We start from the raw sequence: 19,665 nt of genomic DNA, 5'->3' as shown, positions 1-19,665 counted from the left end.
TATCAATTGTCGCTTAGTAAATAGGGCGCCACCAAGCGCTTGATATTGACCTTGGCTCCAAGGCGAGATGCCAGCAGGTACATGCCTCCAATCTTTCGGTGGAGGAATAGGGCATCGGCGGGTGGGGTATGCCAATACTCTTGCTCCATGCTGAGAATGGTTCCTGCTTCACGAAGCCTTTGGGCTAAACCACTGGCTTTGAAATCGTACTCCTCGTCAACCAACATCGGCTCACAGGCCATTTTTACGAGGTTTAGAATCGCTTGGCGTTGATCGGGAAGAATCGTCTCGCTAAAAAATCCAATCTGTTCGAGTGCTTGATTGAGCCCTGATTCGTCTTGATTAATCACAGAGGTAAAAGCCAAACGGTAGCCATCACTGAAGCGGTCGCTATATTCACGTGTTGCTCCAAAATCTAAAAGCCCAATCTGTCGGGTGTTTTCAACGTAGAGATAGTTGGCGAAATTGGGATCGGTTTGCACCATCTTGAAGTCGAATAACTCTCTGAACAGAAGCTCGAGCAAGCTGTGCATCACAAAATCACGGGTGCTTTGGTCGTAACCTTCTATTTGCTCTATCGAGACGCCTTCAATGAAGTCCATCGCGAGCACTGATTCTGAAGAGACTTGCGGATGAATCTTAGGCACTACGAAGTGAGAGTGCTCTTTTAATGCATTGTGATAACGAGTCGCATAGTCAGCCTCGCGAGCATAGTCGGCTTCATCATGTAGTTGTTTTTTTGCCTCTTCTAACAAGCCTTTGTAATCGACTGACTTTGGTATCAACCCCACAATATTGAGCAATGTACCAACGTTGTCCACATCACTGTCGATGCTTTTTCGAATACCAGGGTATTGGACTTTTATGGCAAGTTTGTCTCCAGAGTCGCTATACGCTCGGTGAACCTGACCGATGGACGCACTGGCGATGGGCTTAAAGTTGAAGGAGATAAACTCCGCCTTCCAGTTCATTCCGAGTGAATTTTCTAACACTTGGCTGAGCTGTTTTGCTGGCAGTGGGTCAGCGTCTGAACGCAGGCGAGCGAGAATGTTGGCTAATTCGGGTTCTAAGATATCTCCTGCATCCATTGATAGCATCTGCCCCAGTTTCATTGCTGCACCGCGCAGGTATGCGAGTTGATCGGTTAGACGAGCAATGTTTTGTGGCGTTAGCAGTAAGTCTTTTGCTTTGGGCCTGTTGCCTTGTGCTATTTGCTTGGTGCCTTCCGTTAGCACATTACCCGCGACCCTTGTTGCCAGCGAGGCAAACTTACTGAATCTTGAAATGCGATGGGTAGGTAGATTTCTTTCTTTTGCCGACATAAAGGTTCTCACTTAGTTATCAAGATTGATACCAATCGTAGTAAATAACTGTTCACCCTAGCTTGTTAAAAATCTCGATAACGTCGTTAGATTTTTTGATTGTAGAATAACTACTTATCGAAAAAATCCGCCTTGTTCTCCAGCTTTTTTCCTGCGCTATTTTTGACCACTTACTTACTGTGATTGGTATGACTACAAAGTTCTATAAATCATTACCCAACCGAATGTTTTGTTGTGGTAATTTGTCTCGCGAAACAGTAAACAGAATTTAAAGGACAAAACATGAAGTTTATTTGGTTAAAAGTCGCGGCTACCGTTTTAGTTTTTGCTGCGCTGTTTGGTGTGGTGTATTACAAAGTTGCGAGTGGTATGTCTTAACCAAGCGCTATTTTGTGCAGCTGTTACCATCGCAGCGCGACTTTCCGGTTAACCAGAACGAGACTTTATATCGGTTCTTGGCAAATCGTAAATAACACCAATCTGCCACTGGCTTGAATATCGCCCAACGTAAAGGGGCGTATAGCCAACCTTTTCCTACTAAGCGCCACGCTTGGTAGGTCACGTCTAAACCTAGCAGCAGTTTTCCGTTCTCGTCTAAAGCATGTAAAACGGTATTGGCTGCGTCCGCATCAATCTGAGAGTAGTCTGAAAAGGCTTCGCTGTAGATATCGATAGTTTGAATCTTATTCTCGGTATCATGCTTGGCAAGTGCCGCCATCTCTTTTGCGCACAATGGACATGTCCCATCGTAGAATATCGTAAGTTGTGTCATCGTCTGTTCGCCTATCATTTCACGAGTGAACCTTCAGTTACACCCGTCAATTCAATCGCTTGTTATTCAATAATCTAGCAATGGCTACGTGATTGCACCTTTTAAAGATCACTCACCTTGTATCCAAAGTTCTAAGAATGTCTGACGTAGACACTTTGTTCATCCTTTCAAGTCCTTGATTGTTTGGTCAAATCTCTGGTTTATGGACAAATGATAACAAAGCGTCCAATAAAGGTGTGTCTTCAATATATAAACATCAACCAAATCAATTAGTTGAACTTGGCTTGGAATATGCTCTATCGAACTACGAATTGCTAAAGGATTTTCTCCAATGTGGGCAAGGCAGAAAACCCTAAAAGCATAAGTATGGATAAATGGAGAGAGAACATGAAGGTTATAAATTATTTACTTAGTGTGCTTTTGTTGTTTAGTAGCCCCCAGTTGGCGTGGGCTACTGTTGATGTGATGGAACTTGATGGTAATGCGACCAGTGATAATAGTGGTATTGATTGGGACGATGTCAATGATCCCAACAGCATGGTTGGGATTGCAGAGTTCTTCGAAAAAGACCGTAATGGTATCGACCAAATATTTTGGAAGGGTGGGTCAAAAGATGATTCCGACATAACGGATTGGGCTTTCCGTACGGCGTCACCACAACCAAAAGATGACTTTACCAATGCGTATGCCGCTGCCTTTGAAAGCGAAGGCGATTTGCTGATTTACTTTGGTGCAGACCGATATGCAAACAATGGTGATATGTACATTGGCTTCTGGTTCCTACAAGACCAAGTAGGATTGCCGGATGGGAAAACTAAGGGTGACTTTGTTGGGCAGCATGTCAATGGAGACATCCTTGTGCTGATTTCATTTCCACAAGCGAGTGGTGGTAATCCGTATATAGAAGTGTTGCAGTGGGATTTGAATAATGGCGATGTCACCGACAACATGACGAGAACTTTCCAAACAGACGGTGACCCTAAATCGAATGATTTTGTGGGAGCTAGATGTGGCAGTGGCGCTGTTGGTGTCGATAAGATATGTGCGATTTCCAATGATGACTCTATCGGGGCAATACCGCTACCCAATGTACAAGGTTGGGACTATCTAGCTAAAACGGGTGAAACAACAACGATTCCAACCGAGAGCTTCGTGGAAGGTCGATTAAACTTGTCAGCTCTGTTGAATGATGAGTTTGGTATCAGCGACATTCCTTGTTTCAGTAGCTTCTTAGTGGAGTCACGAGCTTCCCGTTCGATTGATGCATCTTTAGCTGACTTCGTTGTCGGTTCATTCAGTTTATGTAGCATCAGCATAGCGGCGACTTGTAACACAACCAGCTTTACGGTTGATGGCATGTTCAACATCGACTACACCGTGACGGTAACCAATACTGGCCCTGGTTCGTTAGGCACCAATGGTGACTACGAAGTGGCCTTTTTATCTGAGTCACCAATCTTAGGTGCGCTTCCAGTGGTGGGTAACGGTGATGAAGTGTGGAGTGTCGGTGAGTCATTCTCATTCATGGGGAATTACTTGTCTGTAAATAATGGTGCTGTCGGTGTCATAGATGGTTCGGTGGATCTTGATGGGCTTATCGTGAATGCTCAAGCGCCAGTGGCCTACAATTGTCCACCAATAGACTTGAGCCCGATGGTTGACATTTCTAAGGTGTGTAATAGCTTCTTAGAGGTTGATGGCGGTCAAGTTGTGCTTAAGAAAACCTATGATGTTGAAATATGTAATACCGGTGATATCCCATTAGCCATTGAATCGCTGATGGATTCTAAGGATGGTTCTTTGAGCCGTTCTGATTTACCTACCGAAGTAGTCAACAGCAGTTACTACCTCGACTTTGCTTTACCTTGCGATAATCTTGAGGATGTGACCACATGTGGTGCTGGTAATATGTGTAGTGCATTGAGTGCTGACCCCGAGTTGTTTGCTTGTAAAACGGGTGAAGGAGAGTGGATACCGAACTTTGGTGATGCGATTGGTCAAGTGTGTACCCAAGTAAGCAAAACTTATGCGCCAAATGTGTTACCAACTGGAGTAGACGGAATGCTATCTAATCAAGTGACAGCAACGTTTGATTCGCTGTTCTTGCAAGAAGCATTTATGGAAACATCGAACATTGCAACCTGTGATGTTTGTCCAATTACTGTACCTGAGCAATAAGTACTTTCATTAATTGTACTCAATTAAATTCTAAAGCAGCCTAATTCGTTAGGCTGCTTTATTAGTTAGTTAGTTTATTAGTTAGCTAGGCGACTTAAATTACTATCTGATGTTTTTTGATCAGCTTGTATAAGGTTGTTCGGGAAATAGACAATGCTTTAGCGGATTGGGAAATATTGTAGTGGTGTTGCTGAATCACTCGACGAACATTTTTTGAAGAAAGTCGAGTGTCACTATCAGTGTCGGACGACGCGTCTTTCAATTGAATCCCCATATGACGAGTAGAGAGGACGCTTGAATTAGAAAGAACAATCGCTCTTTTTATGCAGTTGAATAATTCTCTGATATTGCCCGGCCAATGGTACTGTTTCATTTGCTCAAGAGTGTCACTAGGCAGTTTGGTTTTGGATGCGTAATTGTGCTTCAGTTCAAAGCGAACCAAATCTTCAATGTCTTCTTTGTGCTCATTGAGTGGTACTAGGTCTAATGGAAGTACATTGATGCGATGAAAGAGATCCTTTCGAAATTTACCCGCAGCAACGGCTTGTTCGATATTGACGTTGGTGGCGAAAATTACACGGCAATCTACGGGCAATTGGTTGTTACTGCCTAATCGCTCTATCGAGTTATTTTCTAGAAAGTGGAGCAAGTAGGTTTGCAGTGATAGCTCAAGATCGCCGATCTCATCCAAAAATAGCGTGCCACCGTTCGCTCTTTCCACATGCCCGACGTAGCGTTTGTTTGCTCCCGTGAACGAGCCTTTTTCAAAGCCAAATAGCTCCGAGTGAATCAGTGATTGTGGAATTGCGCCACAATTTACAGCGATGAAAGGTTTCTGGCTACGGGCTGAGGCCTCATGTATTAAACGCGCACATAGGCTTTTTCCGGTTCCGGTCTCCCCTTGAATCAGTACTGGGAAATCGTTGTTAGCGAGCTTGGCTATCTTCTTTCTAAGTTGTTGGGTGGTGCTGGATTGTCCCACTAATTGACATTCATGGCACGAGGCAGGCTTAGGCTTAGGTTTAGTTTGCTTGGTGTCGACCATGCCATACGCATGCCCTAAATTTCGACAAAGCCATTCTGTATCAATAGGGAGGTGGTAATAATCCCAAAAGGTTTGCTTGATGAGCGATAAGTTGCGGCTTGGTGGTTGGTTGCAGATAGCGATTGCTTTTAAATTTGGAGAGTGAGCCTTCAGCACTGATATTTGTTCACATTCTTTGTCGATTGAGGATGATGTTAGACAAGAAACCACAATTGGTGCGTAGCTGTGGCTGCGTGTATCGAGTAAGTGAATGGCCTGTTCGGTCGTTTCTGCAACTTGAGCTTCCCAGTTATGGAGACGCAGCTCACCTACCCACTGACTATGGTGCAGGCATGCGGTGTTGCATAACAAAATCACAGAACGAGTTATTGGCTCAGGTGATACTCTTTTTGATGGCATTGTGCTCACTCTTCATGTTTCGATATCCATGATGAAACCTTCAGTAAGCCCCCTAAATATCCCATAAGCTTAGGAGCAAAATTCGAATAATTCGAGTACATAAACCTAAGAACGTTGAGCAAGTAAGTGGCAGTACTTCAAGCGAGAAAGCCAATCTGGTGCTTTACTTACTGATATTTATGCTTATTAATTAAAGGTATTGACAAATATCGTGTTTTTACTGTCTTGTTTATTGATGATCACACAGTAAACTCCGCGCTAATCACTAACGATAAAGAGCTGATATTGATGATAATTAACGTAGCAAAAAAGTTCATTTTGGCAGCTTCTGCGCTGATGCTAGGCGGTTGTGTTAGCTACAGCGTGACTGAACAAGACATGACTAACTACCTGCAAAATTCGGTGATGTTAGAGCAAGAAGTTGGTGTTGAAAGCGTCATGTATGCACAAGTAGCCGTTGATGATCTAGAAGTTAAAATCGGGCGAGCAGAGAGTCAGCGTGTTTCTGTTCTGGCGAATACCAATGCAAAGATTCAAGTGTTTAATATGCCGAATATGGGGTTGGATCTTGATATCGAATTCAGTGCGACTCCTGAATACGATAAAGAAAGTGGAGAGATTTATTTGAAATCACTGCGTTTAGAGCGCTTTGAAGAAAAAGACAAGCAGCTTTCTCCTGAGATCGCTAAACTACTTAAGCCTGCCGTTTCTATGATTGGTTTTGCTTTGTCCCAGTCACCAGTTTACAAACTGGACAGTAATAAGGTTCAAGAGTCACTGATCAAGTCATCGGAACCTAATCTTGTGATTAAAGACAACAAGCTGGTCATTGAGTTATTCGATTAACCTTTCACGTTTAATTTAAAATACAATGGCTGCCGATTTGGTGGCCATTTTTGTTCGTGTTGAACAAACAATGCTTCTGTTTTTAGGCTGTCTATTCAGTTAGTTTTCTCTGGCTCATTTATTGAATTCGCCGCGTATCTCACCTTTACTTTACTCTTATGAGCAAGTCATCGCTTCAGTCATCAAATCATAAGAAAGAAAAGGTGAGCGAACTATGAAGAATCCAGTAGTAGCGGATAACAAACCCGTTAAGGTCGAGCTAACAGAAGGGGAGGAGTATTACTTCTGTACCTGTGGGAAATCGAAAAACCAACCGTTTTGTGATGGTTCTCATGCAGGAACGGGCTTCAAACCGAAGAGTTTCGTGGCCGAGGAAACCGGTGACGCTTACCTGTGCCGCTGTAAGTATTCGAATAATCTCCCTTTTTGTGACGGTACCCATAAACAGTTTACGGCTGAGCAAGTGGGCCAAGAAGGCCCTGATGTTCATATCCAAGCGGCAACGCCCGATCTCTCACCTGCGGCTTCTGCAACCAAAGAGGAGCCCACGGTTGAGTTCATTCATCAATTAGCACGAGATGGCTTATCCAAAGTGGGTCACCATGGGCCGATGACCTCAATGGGTGTTCCAAGATATCTACTGCCTCACTGGGATGATATTCAAGTGATGGTTGCACAAATGGCGACCAAACCGTTATTGGAACATGTGCCCGTCGGTACTGAGCTTATTATTGGGCCAAAAGCGAAAAAGCCACTCAAGTTGAACATATCCTTATTTGTTTCTGATATGAGTTTTGGGTCTTTGTCTGAAGAAGCGAAAATCTCTTTAGCGACAGGCGCGGAGCTTGCGGGAACGGGGATCTGCTCGGGGGAGGGCGGAATGTTACCCGAAGAGCAAGCGGCGAACTCACGTTACTTTTATGAATTAGCCAGCGCACAATTTGGTTACGATGAATCTAAGCTCAAAAATGTCCAAGCCTTCCATTTTAAAGGTGGACAGGGGGCTAAAACCGGAACAGGCGGTCACCTACCGGGTGCGAAGAACATTGGCAAGATAGCAGAGGTGCGTGGCATTAAAGCCGGTACCGCCGCGATTTCTCCACCCACCTTTGTTGATCTAAAAACCGTCGAGGATTTCAAAAATTTTGCCGACCGAGTTCGAGAAGTAACGGGCGGTATCCCAATAGGGTTCAAGTTGAGTGCCAATCATATTGAAGAGGATGTTCAGTTTGCACTCGATGCCAGTGCCGATTACATCATCTTGGATGGGCGTGGTGGCGGTACAGGAGCAGCGCCAGAAATGTTCCGTGACCATATTAGCGTGCCAACCATTCCAGCGCTTGCTCGTGCCAGATCCTATCTAGACAAGCAAGGCGTAAGTGACAGAGTCACCTTAATCATTACTGGTGGTCTTCGTGTTCCGATGGACTTCGTAAAAGCGATGGCGCTTGGCGCTGATGGAGTCGCTATCTCAAACAGTGCCATGCAGTCGATAGGGTGTGTTGCCGCCCGAATGTGTAACACCAATAATTGTCCGGCGGGCATCGCGACTCAAAAAGCCGATTTACGCCAACGGTTAAATGTTGAGAAGGCATCGAACCAATTGAAGAACTTCTTCGAAGCCTCGACGGAGTTGATGCAAGTGATGGCGAGAGCGTGCGGACATGATCATTTGAATCAGTTTAATCCTCACGATCTGGCAACATGGAATCGCGAAATGGCCGAGCTATCTGGAGTCGCTTACTCTGGTGTCAGTTCACTAAATCAACTTAAGTAAATAGTATTTCGATAAAGCACACCCAATGTGTTTTGGGTGTGCTTATTTTTGTCTGTGTAATGCCAATCTATAGTTAACCTTTCGTAATTAACTGCTTTATAAGTGTTTTTAGATCATTTCCTATTTTTTGAAAATATCGCTTTACCTCAAGTTAACTTAAGGTTTTATCATCATCCCAAATCTAAAAACACAATCTATCACCTTGTCACCTAGTGCAGGTTTTGATGTTATCAAACAGACGTTACGAATCTTCAGTTATGAACTTTGAGCTCCGCAATTGAAGTCATGAGTGCGTAAAGGTGAGAAAAATGAACAAGGATCAACAATGAAAGTATTAGCGATTGGCGCGACCAACAGTAAAACATCGATTAACCAACAATTGGCAGCGTACACCGCAAGCTTAGTTGAGGGCGCGCAAGTAGAGGTGCTCGATCTTAATGATTTCGAGATGCCCATTTACAGTGAAGACAGAGAAAAAGAGTCTGGCGTTCATCAACACGCGCAGCGCTTTTTTAGTAAGATTGGCGAAGCAGATGCCGTGGTCATCTCTTTTGCAGAGTACAACGGTTCATACACCGCAGCCTTTAAGAATGTGTTTGATTGGACATCACGAATCGACATGAAAGTGTATCAAGGCAAGCCTGTTGTTATGCTCTCCACATCACCAGGTCCAGGCGGCGCAAGTTCTGTGTTGTTGTCTGCGGTAAACTCCGCACCTTACTTTGATGCTGATGTGAAGGGTTCGATGTCGGTGCCAAGTTTCTACGACAACTTTAATGTAGAAACGGGAGAGCTCATCAATACCGAAATGGCAGAAAACCTGAAATCGGTCATGAGTCAAATTTAGAAATCGATAACACCTCAATAAGACAAAGCAGCTATGTTCATGACTGCTTTTCGTTGAGCCCGCAGTCAAAGTTTATGGACATTAACTGGTTAAGGTAACAATAGGTCGCTATTCTAAAGTTAAAGTAAGCTTTAAATATTTATGATCTCAAGGGTAGTGTGACAATGAGAAACATCGTATATCTCACCATAGGCCAATTGGCAGAGCGCAGTGGCGTGGCTCCTTCTGCCTTACGTTTTTACGAAACCAAAGGGTTGATTGCTTCGATTCGTACTAACGGAAATCAACGTCGGTATCAGTCGGCGATGTTGAGACGAATCGCACTGATACAAGTTGCTCAATCGATAGGTTTCACGCTTGAAGAGATCACCGATGAGCTATCGACGTTACCGATGAACCATACGGCGACTAAACATGATTGGGAGCTTGTGGCTAAGAAGTGGCAAGGGCAGCTCGATAGTAAAATGGCGCAAATTAAGTCGTTACAAGAGAACTTAACCGGTTGCATCGGTTGCGGCTGTTTGAGTATGCAGAAATGCCAATTACTAAACCCTGAGGACATCCTGCATGATCAAGGGCAGGGCGCTCAGCGTATTGTTGATTAGCTTTTATTTCGTTTGAATATCGAACTAAATTTGAGCGTTTTATCAATAAGTGGATCAGTGGTGGTAAGGCGTACCTTGTGTAGACAAATAGGGATTAAGGGTCTAGTTTAGGGCATTCTTTCACTATAAGAAGAGGTTAGTTATGTTTAGCCATGTTTTTCTTGGTACTGAAAACATTGAACGCGCGAAGTCTTTCTATGACCCAATCATGAAGGTGCTTGGCTACAGCGAAGGTTCTGTCGACCCTAAAGGGCGTTGCATTTACGTGACTCAAACCGGTGTACTGGGTTTAACTAAACCGATTGATGGCCAGCCTGCCACTTATGGCAATGGGATGACGATAGGTTTTCTAGCAACCTCACCAGAAGTCGTCGATGAGTGGCATCGTATTGGTGTAGAAAACGGGGGTACAAGTATTGAAAATGGTCCAGGAGTGAGGGGAACTGATGAGCGCCGCCTTTACTTGGCTTACTTACGAGACCCTGATGGAAACAAGATCTGCGCCACTCACTTTATGCCATAGTTCACCTTATGCCACTGTTCACTTTATACCACGGTGGCGTATTATTAGGTTATGTTGATTGTTCAGAGCTTGTGAATTACGGCTCTGAACTTGTCTGTTTCCTTGAAGACTCGCAAATATTGCAAAGGATTTGCCAGATGACACCAAATGAACTGTTTTATGAGAGTTTTGAACGTTGCCGGATCGACCAAGAGTTTCTGGAAACATTTTTGGCCGATTTCTGTGAGCACAACCCTAGGTTTTCAGAACGTTTTGAAAACATAGGGTTAGAGCAACAAACTAAGATGCTCAAAGCCTCGATCATCTTGATTTACAACTCTTCTGGTTTACCGAGTGTAAGAAACTCGGTTAAAAAGCTTGGTAAGCGACATAAAGATTTGGGGATGGATATCTCTGAACAAGAGCTTAACGAATGGTTTAACTCATTGCTGAATACAGTCAAAAAATACGATCCCCTTTACGATGAAAGCGTCGAACGAGCTTGGGCCCAGACTCTTGAACAAGGGCTAAATATCATGAAAAAAGAGTGCGTAGTAAAGTCAGAATCATAGACATTTTCTTATCTGGAATCTTTTTACTTAATTTTAAGCATGGTATTACGTTCGACAAATTGAACTGGAACTACGAGTTTTACAAAGTTCGTCTCTTGCTCTTGAATTTGGCTTACGACAATTTTCACTGACTCACGCTATTCTTCTAGAGGAAGTCGATAGCTGTTTTTCAACTCTTTTACCGAGATGTTCGATTGAATCGCGCTCACGCCTTTCACTCTTCTGATCGAGCTAATGCGCTCAAAGTACTCTTCCAAATCTTTCGCCAACACTTGCACCATGTAATCGGCGCCGCCTGCAATACAGTGACACATTGGGATCCAATCGGTTACCGCGACAAACTCTTCGAACGGTTCTGTGTTTTCTACTTCATGATTACCTAAAGTCACAAGAGTAAAACCCGCCACATGAAAGCCTAATTTCTTACGATTCAGCTTCGCGGCATAACCATCGATATAGCCAGCTTCTTCCATGCGTTTCCAACGACGCCAGCATGGGGTTTCGCTGAGGTTGACCTTCTCTGCGAGCTTGCTGTTGCTTATGCGTCCGTCTTGCTGGATATACTCTAAGATGGCGATATCTGTGTCATCTAACACTTCTTTGGTGGATTCTTTCTGTTTCATGGTTTTTTTAGAAAAGTCTTGCTCAAATTTGCATTAATATTAGCCTATATAGCAATTTAATTCCTAGTCGAATCTGTAAACTCTCTCCCTATAAATCTTTACTTATCAGGAGTGAGAGGAAATGAGCTCTCAATTAATGCTGGCGTTCTTGCTATTTTCAACATCAATTGCAATTACACCTGGGGCAGGCAATATCGCATTACTTGGGATTTCAAGTCGTTATGGATTTGCTGCGACTTTACCTTTTATCTCTGGGAACGCTGTTGGCATCATCATCGTACTGGCGGGTTCCAGTGTCGGTTTGGTGAGCCTATTTACCCTTTACCCAGAGCTATACAACATTTTGAAATACGCGGGTGCGGCTTATTTGCTGTTCATGGCGTGGTCGATTGCGAACATGCAAATCGAAGAAAGCACTACCGACAATCGTTCAGGTTTCATGTCTGGTGTGTTGGTGCAGGTGTTAAACCCTAAAGGTTGGATAGCGTCATTAACCGTGTTTTCACAGTTCATTACTCCGAACGCAGATTACTTGATTCAAGTCGTGACCATTATCGCGGGTATGGTGATCACGGGCGTACCGTGCATGTTGGTGTGGGCGTATTGCGGCACCATGCTTAAAAAGTTGCTTCAATCACCAAAACAGATGATGTTTGTGAACCGTTGCTTGGGTGGAAGTCTTGCGCTTGTTGTTGCTTTCATGCTTTATCAACCGGCATAGATCAGAAAGAAAAAAAACACTCCTAAATCCATAGGAGTGGTGTCTAAATGTCGACTAAGTCGTTAACAGTAAAGAATTAAGTTAACAAATATTTAAGGAACTTGAGTTAAAAGCTTTTATGCCTAGAAGCTTTTAAGTTTTAAGTTTTAAGTTTTAAGTTTTAAGTTTAAGCGGTTTCAGCCTCTTTAACCGGAGCTGAGTTACGGATTAGGTGGTCAAATGCACCTAAGCTTGCTTTCGCACCTTCACCCATCGCAATGATGATCTGTTTGTAAGGTACGGTCGTTACATCACCCGCCGCAAACACACCTTTCATCGATGTTGCGCCATGAGCGTTAATTTCAATTTCACCGCGTGGTGACAGCTCAACTTTTGAACCCTTCAACCATTCGCTGTTTGGCATCAGACCGATTTGAACAAAGATACCCGCAAGTTCGATCTGTTTTAGTTCATCGGTGTTGCGGTCTTTGTATTCCAGACCGGTTACACGGTTGCCATCACCAATTACTTGCGTCGTTTGCGCCATCTTGATGATTTCGATGTTTGGGGTTGCGTTCGCTTTGTCGATAAGCACTTGGTCGGCACGCAGTGTGTCTGCAAATTCAAGTACGGTTACGTGTTCAACAATACCCGCTAAATCAATTGCCGCTTCGATACCTGAGTTACCACCACCGATAACCGCTGTTTTCTTACCTTTGAACAATGGACCATCACAGTGTGGGCAGTAAGCGACGCCTTTATTCCGGTACTCTTGCTCACCCGGAACGTTCATTTCACGCCAGCGAGCACCGGTACTTGTGATAACCGTGCGAGCTCGTAGTGTTGCGCCGCTCTCTAGCTCAACGTGGATGTAACCGTCTTCAGTGTCTTCTGCCGCAATGATGTTTGTAGCGCGCTGCTCAGTTATCACTTCAACACCGTACTCTTTTACGTGCTCTTCAAGGCTTGCCACTAACTTAGGGCCGTTGGTCGCTTTCACTGAGATAAAGTTCTCAATCGCCATGGTATCCATCACTTGGCCGCCGAATCGGTCAGCAACCACACCAGTACGAATGCCTTTACGTGCAGCATAAATTGCCGCTGAAGAGCCTGCAGGGCCGCCACCGACAACCAATACATCAAAGGGTGCTTGTTGGTTTAGGTTTGCTGCTTTCTTTTCCGCTGCGCCTGAATCAACCTTGTTCAAGATCTCTGCCAGTGACATACGGCCTTGACCAAATAGCTCACCATTAACGAACACGCTTGGTACTGCCATGATGTCGCGAGACTTCACTTCGTCTTGGAATGCTGCGCCATCAATCATCGTTGTCTTAATTAGAGGGTTAATCGCCGACATCATGTTGAATGCTTGAACCACTTCTGGACAGTTTTGGCATGATAGCGAGATGAAAACCTCTACATTAAGCTCTTGATCGAGTTCTTTAATTTGTTCGATTACGTCAGCTTCAAGCTTGATAGGGTGACCACCACTATGAAGCAGTGCTAGAACCAGTGACGTAAATTCGTGACCCATTGGCAAACCGGCAAAACCGATCGTGGTGCCTTTCTCTTGGTTCACTACCTGCATGATAGGACTGCGAGTGCTTGCGCTGTCATCGCGAGTCACTTCAATTTTGTCGGTTAAAGACGCGATGTCATTCGCCAGATCTTGAAGTTTGTTCGCGGTGTCGCTGCCATCCAGGCTAAGGATTAACTGAACATTGGTTTTTAGGTTTTCTAGGTATGCTTTTAGCTGCTGCTTCATTGCTTGATCTAACATAATCGTGCCTGCTCTTAAATTCGGTGTCTTGGTATTGACCAATACCTTCTTGCTGAAAAAGGAAAATAAAAAGGGGGCGCAAGTCGGCAAATATTGTGTTGTTGATGGCTTGAAAGGGTGGCGCGCGACTGCCCTTTAGGAGGGGGGCCGAAGCGCGCCTGTAGAACCGTTTAGCTATTCAGCTTTATTTGTTCTTTGGCTAGGCTTAGATTAAATCTTGCCTACTAGGTCTAGAGATGGAGCCAGAGTCTCTTCGCCTTCTTTCCATTTAGCTGGGCAAACTTCACCTGGGTTAGCGGCTACGTATTGTGCTGCTTTAACCTTGCGTAGTAGGTCTTCAGCGTCACGGCCGATGCCTTCAGCTGTGATTTCCATTGCTTGGATAACGCCTTCTGGGTCGATTAGGAAAGTTGCACGGTCTGCAAGGCCTTGACCTTCACGCATAACGTTGAAGTTGTTTGTGATGTTGCCAGTTTGGTCGCCTACCATGAAGTATTCGATAGTGCCGATTTTGTCAGAAGTATCGTGCCATGCTTTGTGAGAGAAGTGCGTGTCAGTTGATACTGAGTAAACTTCTACGCCGCGAGATTGAAGCTCTGCGTATTTGTCTTGTAGGTCAACTAGCTCAGTTGGACATACAAACGTGAAGTCTGCTGGGTAGAAGAAGAATACAGCCCACTTGCCTTTAACGTCTTGCTCAGTTATTTCTACGAATTCGCCGTTTTTGAATGCTGTTGCGTTGAATGGTTTGATTTCTGTGTTGATCATGATTTGACTCTCTTTCTAATTTGTAGTGTTTAACGCTATCCCGCGTCGATGTAGATATATTGCATTGGCGCCGAAAATTAGTGAAATCGGACATTTCTATAGATTCAATAGGCAAATCCTATCTTTGATAGAAGAAGGCTATCGATAAAAGCTATCAAACTAGGGCTAGGTTCTATTTGGGTAGCTATGCTCTTTAGGTTGTTCTCTATTTAGGCTTACCTCTATTCACGTGAGCCTCTATGTATCTATGTATATATGTAGGCAAGGGCAGGTGTAGCTTCTTTAAGGGAGCTGAGATCTCTGTAAATTTCAAGATAATAAAAAATTATCATTAACATAATTTATGATAATTTCATCTAATCATCGCATCTCCATATACTCTCTCCATCGAAACGAAATACCGAAGCGAGTCTTCGAAAAGCACAGAATTTAAAACGAATTTGGAGAAAGTTATGAAAATGAATCACGTAGGCATCATGGTTGGCGACATGGACAAAGCAGTCGAGTTTTATACGAAAGCTTTAGGTCTAAGAGTCGTAATGAACAACACTAAAGTAATGGAAGAGCGCGAATCAGCAATCGGCCGTATGTGTATTGCCGTATTTGGTGAAGGCTTCAAAGGCTTCAACATTGCACACCTAGTCACATCTGATGGTATTGGTGTTGAGCTGTTCGAAATGGTTGACCGTGAAGAGCGTCATAACGTTGATTTCTCTCGCCTAGGCATTTTCCACTTCTGTCTGCAGCTTCCAAAAGAGCAGTTTCATTCAGCTATCAAGCGTGTTGAAGAGTTTGGCGGTAAAGTACGCATGGATATTCACCGTTACCACCCAGAAGACGAACTAAAACAAGCACAAATGGTTTACCTAGAAGACCCGTTTGGCAACCTATTCGAATTCTACTCGCACACATACGAAGACACGTACGCGACTGACTACGAGTAATCGCGTTACTACCTGTCATAAGGTTGAAAAACCGAAACACTCCCTAAAGAGGATTGGTAGAGATACCAATCCTCTTTTGTGCAACTATTTTTTGGGGAAGTAGAGGGTACTTACATCGGCGTGGGTACAAATAATTTGGCCTTAAAATGTTCTCTTTTAGTGTTTATTCGTATGGATGGTCAATAAATAGATAACTTGAATGTGTTGTGAAAGTTGACGTTTTGAAGATAAAACCTTTCATGAATATGACTGAAGCTAGCATGCTTCATGAAAACATTGTCGAATCACACTGGTGATAGCCTTCGCTGAGAACTCACAATACTCAGCTCAATACTGCTAAATCGCACTACAATGAAAATAGATAATTACATGAAGAAGATCTACTCAAATAGCATGAAAAAACTAAACCTTATCTTTGCCGCTTTTCTTATTACTTTGCTTGCCGGATGCTCGTCTCATGCGGCTGTCGATACTTCAAAAACAAAGGGCTATGCCAAGTCACATGATCTTGTTGGTAAAGCTTCTTGGTATGGCGATAAATTCCATGGAAAACTCACGGCAAGTGGTGAAACGTATAATAAAAATGCTTATACAGCCGCTCATAAAACCTTGCCCTTTGGGACTATCGTGAGGGTGACCAATACAGCCAGTAATAAGTCTGTCGATGTAAAAATTAATGATCGAGGTCCCTATGTAAAAGGCCGAGTTATTGACCTTTCTCACAAAGCATTTGCCCAAATAGGTAACGTTAAGCAAGGAACGGTGCCTGTTAAAATTGAGGTTGTTGATGGCAGTAATACCTTTAGGTACAAACACTAATCACTTCCTAATCTCCTCCTTTAATCTACCTCTGAGATCTGTATCTCTTCACGCTTTTCGGAGCGCTTGTTAGCCTTATTTCTCGTAAACCACATCCCCACGTAATACCGTCATCAAAACTTGAGTTTTGGCGATTTCTCTTGCTGATACGGTGGTGATGTCTCTGTCGAGAATGGCAAAGTCAGCCGATTTACCAACCTTAATAGAGCCCGTAATGTCTTCAATTCCAAGGCTCTTGGCTGCCTTGAGCGTGTAAGCGTCTATTGCGGTGTAGATATCAGTTAGGCCGGTTTTGCCCATGATTAAGCTGTTCGCGATGCCGACTAAAGGATTGATATCGTGTACGTTCCAGTCACTGCTTAAGGTGATATTCGCGTCGGTCTTGAGTATCGCGTCGAGGTTCATCATAGCTTTAGCTCGGCGAGCACCAAGGAAAGCTTCGGCCCATTGGTGTTGATGCCTTGCAACGTAATCAGAGCCGACTTGGAAATCTGCGGTCACGTCTAATTGGTGAAAGCGTGGCACATCTTCATCATTGATTAATTCGACATGGGTTAGGGTGTAGGGTTTGGTTGAACCTTGTTTGCGAATGCTTTCTATCGCATCAAGCGATTCACGAACCGCTCCATCACCAATGGCATGAATGTGGGCGCTAAAACCTATTTTTTCGAGCGCAGTTAGCCATTCTTTCATTTGTTCCGGCGGAATATAGTTCAAGCCATTAGGAGACTGGGGAAGATAAGTATCTAAGTAGGGCGCGAGCGTTTTGGCGGTGCCGTTGATGAAGATGCCGTCGCTGTACATTTTCACCTGATCGACAAGTAATAGACGGCTTTTATCGTCGGAATACATCTTTTCAAAGACTTCTAATTGAGAAGGTATTGCCATTGATGGATACACCCAAGGTCGCAGCGACACGCGCGCCGTTAAGTCTTGATTTTGCTCGGCCTCTAGCCAAACGTCATACCAACCTCGTTTCCAATACATGCGACCGTCGCCAATGGTGGTGATGCCGTGGGCTGCCGCTTCCTCAAGCCCGAACATTAAGCCTTGGTAGCTTTGCTCAAATAGCTCGCTTTGGCTGTTCCACGCCATCTCCATGATTTGGTCGCCAGCGTTATCTAATAGAATGCCGTTAAGCCTTCCGTTATCAGGATTCTTTAAATAAGCGCCGCCTTGTGGATCTGGAGATTGTTGGCTGATTCGGGCTATTTTCAATGCTTTCGAGTTGACCCACATCGAGTGTGAAGTCTGCTCCATGATCACCACCGGGCGATCTGGGAAGATACTGTCGATGATTTCAAGTGGCGTGTATTCGGAGTCGCTATCGAGCGTCGCTTCCAAAGAAAAACCATAACCCATTAGCCAACCTCTGCCATCGGTATCAGCATTGATTTTACAAGCTTCTAAGTAGGGGATTTGTTCTTCTAACGTCGCTTCAGAGTCGAGTTCACAATTTCCCCCCAGCTCTGAGGCAGCTTCGAAAACATGGTTGTGATTGTCAATAAATCCCGGTAAGACAAAGGCATTCTCCAAGTCGATGACATCGGTCTTATGCCCTTCAAACGATTGCGCCTGTTCACGTTCTCCGATAAAGATGATCTTACCTTTATGGGTGACGATCGAGTCTGACTCACGATGCCCGTAGATGTCGGCATTAGTAAATATCTGGTCTGCGACTTGGCTTTTAACGGCTGTTTGCTCATGAACAACGGTGTTGGTTTGTGCAAGAACCGGCGTTACGGCCGTTAAGCTTGCGAGTAATGCTATCCATGCAGTGTGTGGCAGAGTGAGCTTATTGTTCATTATTATGTATTCCATATTCCACTGTTTAGTAAGTATAGAAAGCGAGTGGCAAGTGTGAAACTCTACATGAATGACAAATTAAAACCGATATTAATCAATAAATTGTGGTTTGAATAAGCTTTTCATCACGACTATTGTCTTAGGCTTTTACGCAGATCTTTTTTGTATTCGTCATAAGATTTATAGCCATAGAGTTTCCAAGTGTGATCACCCTTGATGTTGTGGTTGTAGGTGATCTCGCCTATCCACTGCTGACGTGTGGCAAGAATCATATCGCGAATTTTTAATAATAAAGTATCCATAGTTGCTCTCCTGGTTAAGTTCACTTGCAGTATATTTAGCAGTGACAACCGGATGAGTATTGTTAGTGCAATTTTCAATACTTTTCAGTCAAAACTCTCATTTAGATGGTTTGATACGTATACTTTCAATATTAAAAAGTCACTGAGCATTGCAATGAAGGGTTACTTGGAAAAAGTGCCACAACGAATTGGCACGTCATGGCGTTACAAGAGAATTATTGAGAACAGTAAAAGCTATGGTTGGCACCGACATGAAGAGTATGAGATAGCGATTCATCGTCACTTTTTTGGTCATAGCCTTGTTGGGCATCACCAAAGTAATGTGTTTCACAACCACATGATTTTGGTTGGTCCAGATCTACCTCATGCCATCTATTCGGACGAGAATCCTGATGACTCGCGAGTCTGTGAAACGCATGTTATTTGGTTTCGAAAAGACTGGATAGAACAATTAATAGCCTGCTGTCGGGAGCTAGAACCGCTGCGTACACTGCTAGAAGATTCAAAGAAAGGGCTACAGTTTTCGCCCGCTACCGCAGAAAAAGCAACAGAACTGTTGAATAAGGTGATGGTTCAGTCGCCACATCAACAACTTCTTACATTATTCGCTCTGTTTTCGTTATTACTTGATGATCAGGAGGTAGTTCAATTGATCAACCCTATGTTCAATTCAGGTGACGAAGATGAGGTCAGCGATAAGCTGGATAAGATTGAAGCTTTCTTGGTGAATAACTTTATTCGCGATATCTCGGTTAACGACTTAGCCAGTCACCTGTACATTAGTGAGAGTAGTGTTAGGCGGCTATTTCAAAAGCATTACAACGAGAGTTTTAGTCAACGGCTAAAGAAAATTAGGCTCAATGTGGCATGTGATTTATTGATTAACACCTCATTACCAGTGAGTTTGATTTTGGAGAAAGTAGGGTATGACAATCAAGCCAATTTCAATCGTCAGTTTAAATCGTATAAGCAGGTGACACCGACTCAATATCGAACAGCAATGAAACGTCATTGATTCATTCGCAGACTAAACGATTCACATAAGATTTGAATAAATT

At 43.8% G+C, this 19,665-nt stretch carries 19 protein-coding genes and 1 pseudogene; 11 read left to right on the top strand and 9 right to left on the bottom strand.

Annotation, left to right across the window (positions count from 1 at the left end):
* Positions 1-2 precede the first annotated feature (2 nt).
* Positions 3-1,322, bottom strand: a complete 1,320-nt coding sequence (locus ACED48_RS11130; RefSeq protein WP_017056983.1) for an AarF/ABC1/UbiB kinase family protein — start codon at positions 1,320-1,322, stop codon at positions 3-5.
* 385 nt (positions 1,323-1,707) lie between these two features.
* The gene (locus ACED48_RS11125) at positions 1,708-2,094 is read right to left on the bottom strand and encodes a thiol-disulfide oxidoreductase DCC family protein (protein ID WP_029627066.1); all 387 of its coding nucleotides are present in this window, start codon (positions 2,092-2,094) and stop codon (positions 1,708-1,710) included.
* Between the two features lie 387 nt (positions 2,095-2,481).
* Here ACED48_RS11125 and ACED48_RS11120 point away from each other — a divergent pair, with 387 nt between their 5' ends.
* Positions 2,482-4,272: a hypothetical protein gene (locus ACED48_RS11120; protein WP_017056986.1), complete on the top strand. Its 1,791-nt coding sequence runs from the start codon at positions 2,482-2,484 to the stop codon at positions 4,270-4,272.
* A gap of 94 nt (positions 4,273-4,366) precedes the next feature.
* On the opposite strand, the gene ACED48_RS11115 is transcribed toward ACED48_RS11120, so the two are convergent.
* Entirely contained in the window at positions 4,367-5,716 is a 1,350-nt protein-coding gene (locus tag ACED48_RS11115) for a sigma-54-dependent Fis family transcriptional regulator (protein WP_017056987.1), read from the bottom strand.
* Between the two features lie 288 nt (positions 5,717-6,004).
* Here ACED48_RS11115 and ACED48_RS11110 point away from each other — a divergent pair, with 288 nt between their 5' ends.
* The 6 genes from ACED48_RS11110 (at position 6,005) to ACED48_RS11085 (ending at position 10,865) form a co-directional block, all read left to right on the top strand.
* Positions 6,005-6,562: a DUF1439 domain-containing protein gene (locus tag ACED48_RS11110; RefSeq protein ID WP_017056988.1), complete on the top strand. Its 558-nt coding sequence runs from the start codon at positions 6,005-6,007 to the stop codon at positions 6,560-6,562.
* Between the two features lie 214 nt (positions 6,563-6,776).
* Positions 6,777-8,339 carry a glutamate synthase-related protein gene (locus tag ACED48_RS11105; RefSeq protein WP_017056989.1) on the top strand — a complete coding sequence of 521 codons (1,563 nt, stop codon included), beginning with the start codon at positions 6,777-6,779 and terminating at the stop codon, positions 8,337-8,339.
* Positions 8,340-8,664: 325 nt separating this feature from the next.
* Positions 8,665-9,186: an NADPH-dependent FMN reductase gene (locus ACED48_RS11100; protein WP_017056990.1), complete on the top strand. Its 522-nt coding sequence runs from the start codon at positions 8,665-8,667 to the stop codon at positions 9,184-9,186.
* A 164-nt stretch (positions 9,187-9,350) separates the two neighbouring features.
* Complete coding sequence (gene soxR / locus ACED48_RS11095; RefSeq protein ID WP_017056991.1) at positions 9,351-9,791, top strand: redox-sensitive transcriptional activator SoxR; 441 nt, start codon at positions 9,351-9,353, stop codon at positions 9,789-9,791.
* Positions 9,792-9,933: 142 nt separating this feature from the next.
* The gene (locus tag ACED48_RS11090) at positions 9,934-10,314 is read left to right on the top strand and encodes a VOC family protein (RefSeq protein ID WP_017056992.1); all 381 of its coding nucleotides are present in this window, start codon (positions 9,934-9,936) and stop codon (positions 10,312-10,314) included.
* Between the two features lie 137 nt (positions 10,315-10,451).
* On the top strand, positions 10,452-10,865 hold the full coding sequence (locus tag ACED48_RS11085; RefSeq protein ID WP_029627068.1) for a globin: 414 nt from the start codon (positions 10,452-10,454) through the stop codon (positions 10,863-10,865).
* Between the two features lie 23 nt (positions 10,866-10,888).
* Here ACED48_RS11085 and ACED48_RS11080 read toward each other — a convergent pair.
* Together ACED48_RS11080 and ACED48_RS11075 are read right to left on the bottom strand one after the other, a co-directional pair.
* Positions 10,889-11,002 (bottom strand): annotated as a pseudogene (locus ACED48_RS11080) (LacI family transcriptional regulator); the annotation flags it as partial.
* Positions 11,003-11,488: an Lrp/AsnC family transcriptional regulator gene (locus ACED48_RS11075; protein WP_017056994.1), complete on the bottom strand. Its 486-nt coding sequence runs from the start codon at positions 11,486-11,488 to the stop codon at positions 11,003-11,005.
* Between the two features lie 121 nt (positions 11,489-11,609).
* On the opposite strand from ACED48_RS11075, the gene ACED48_RS11070 reads away from it, so the two are divergent.
* Positions 11,610-12,209, top strand: a complete 600-nt coding sequence (locus ACED48_RS11070; protein WP_017056995.1) for a LysE family translocator — start codon at positions 11,610-11,612, stop codon at positions 12,207-12,209.
* Positions 12,210-12,375: 166 nt separating this feature from the next.
* Here ACED48_RS11070 and ahpF read toward each other — a convergent pair whose 3' ends face one another.
* Both ahpF and ahpC read right to left on the bottom strand, forming a co-directional pair.
* The gene (gene ahpF, locus ACED48_RS11065; RefSeq protein WP_017056996.1) at positions 12,376-13,968 is read right to left on the bottom strand and encodes an alkyl hydroperoxide reductase subunit F; all 1,593 of its coding nucleotides are present in this window, start codon (positions 13,966-13,968) and stop codon (positions 12,376-12,378) included.
* 210 nt (positions 13,969-14,178) lie between these two features.
* Entirely contained in the window at positions 14,179-14,736 is a 558-nt protein-coding gene (gene ahpC, locus ACED48_RS11060; RefSeq protein ID WP_016798107.1) for an alkyl hydroperoxide reductase subunit C, read from the bottom strand.
* Positions 14,737-15,188: 452 nt separating this feature from the next.
* Here ahpC and ACED48_RS11055 point away from each other — a divergent pair, with 452 nt between their 5' ends.
* The gene (locus ACED48_RS11055; protein WP_017056997.1) at positions 15,189-15,680 is read left to right on the top strand and encodes a VOC family protein; all 492 of its coding nucleotides are present in this window, start codon (positions 15,189-15,191) and stop codon (positions 15,678-15,680) included.
* A 369-nt stretch (positions 15,681-16,049) separates the two neighbouring features.
* Entirely contained in the window at positions 16,050-16,499 is a 450-nt protein-coding gene (locus tag ACED48_RS11050; protein WP_017056998.1) for a septal ring lytic transglycosylase RlpA family protein, read from the top strand.
* Between the two features lie 75 nt (positions 16,500-16,574).
* Here ACED48_RS11050 and ACED48_RS11045 read toward each other — a convergent pair whose 3' ends face one another.
* Both ACED48_RS11045 and ACED48_RS11040 read right to left on the bottom strand, forming a co-directional pair.
* Positions 16,575-18,305: an amidohydrolase gene (locus ACED48_RS11045; protein WP_017056999.1), complete on the bottom strand. Its 1,731-nt coding sequence runs from the start codon at positions 18,303-18,305 to the stop codon at positions 16,575-16,577.
* 131 nt (positions 18,306-18,436) lie between these two features.
* Complete coding sequence (locus ACED48_RS11040; protein WP_017057000.1) at positions 18,437-18,607, bottom strand: hypothetical protein; 171 nt, start codon at positions 18,605-18,607, stop codon at positions 18,437-18,439.
* A gap of 52 nt (positions 18,608-18,659) precedes the next feature.
* Between ACED48_RS11040 and ACED48_RS11035 the strand changes: the two genes are divergently transcribed.
* On the top strand, positions 18,660-19,622 hold the full coding sequence (locus ACED48_RS11035; protein ID WP_017057001.1) for an AraC family transcriptional regulator: 963 nt from the start codon (positions 18,660-18,662) through the stop codon (positions 19,620-19,622).
* The last annotated feature ends 43 nt before the right edge of the window (positions 19,623-19,665 follow it).

The organism is Vibrio sp. 5S239 (genome assembly GCF_041439575.1).
Lineage (GTDB): Bacteria > Pseudomonadota > Gammaproteobacteria > Enterobacterales > Vibrionaceae > Vibrio > Vibrio kanaloae.
This window is presented reverse-complemented; position numbering and strand designations above follow the sequence as displayed.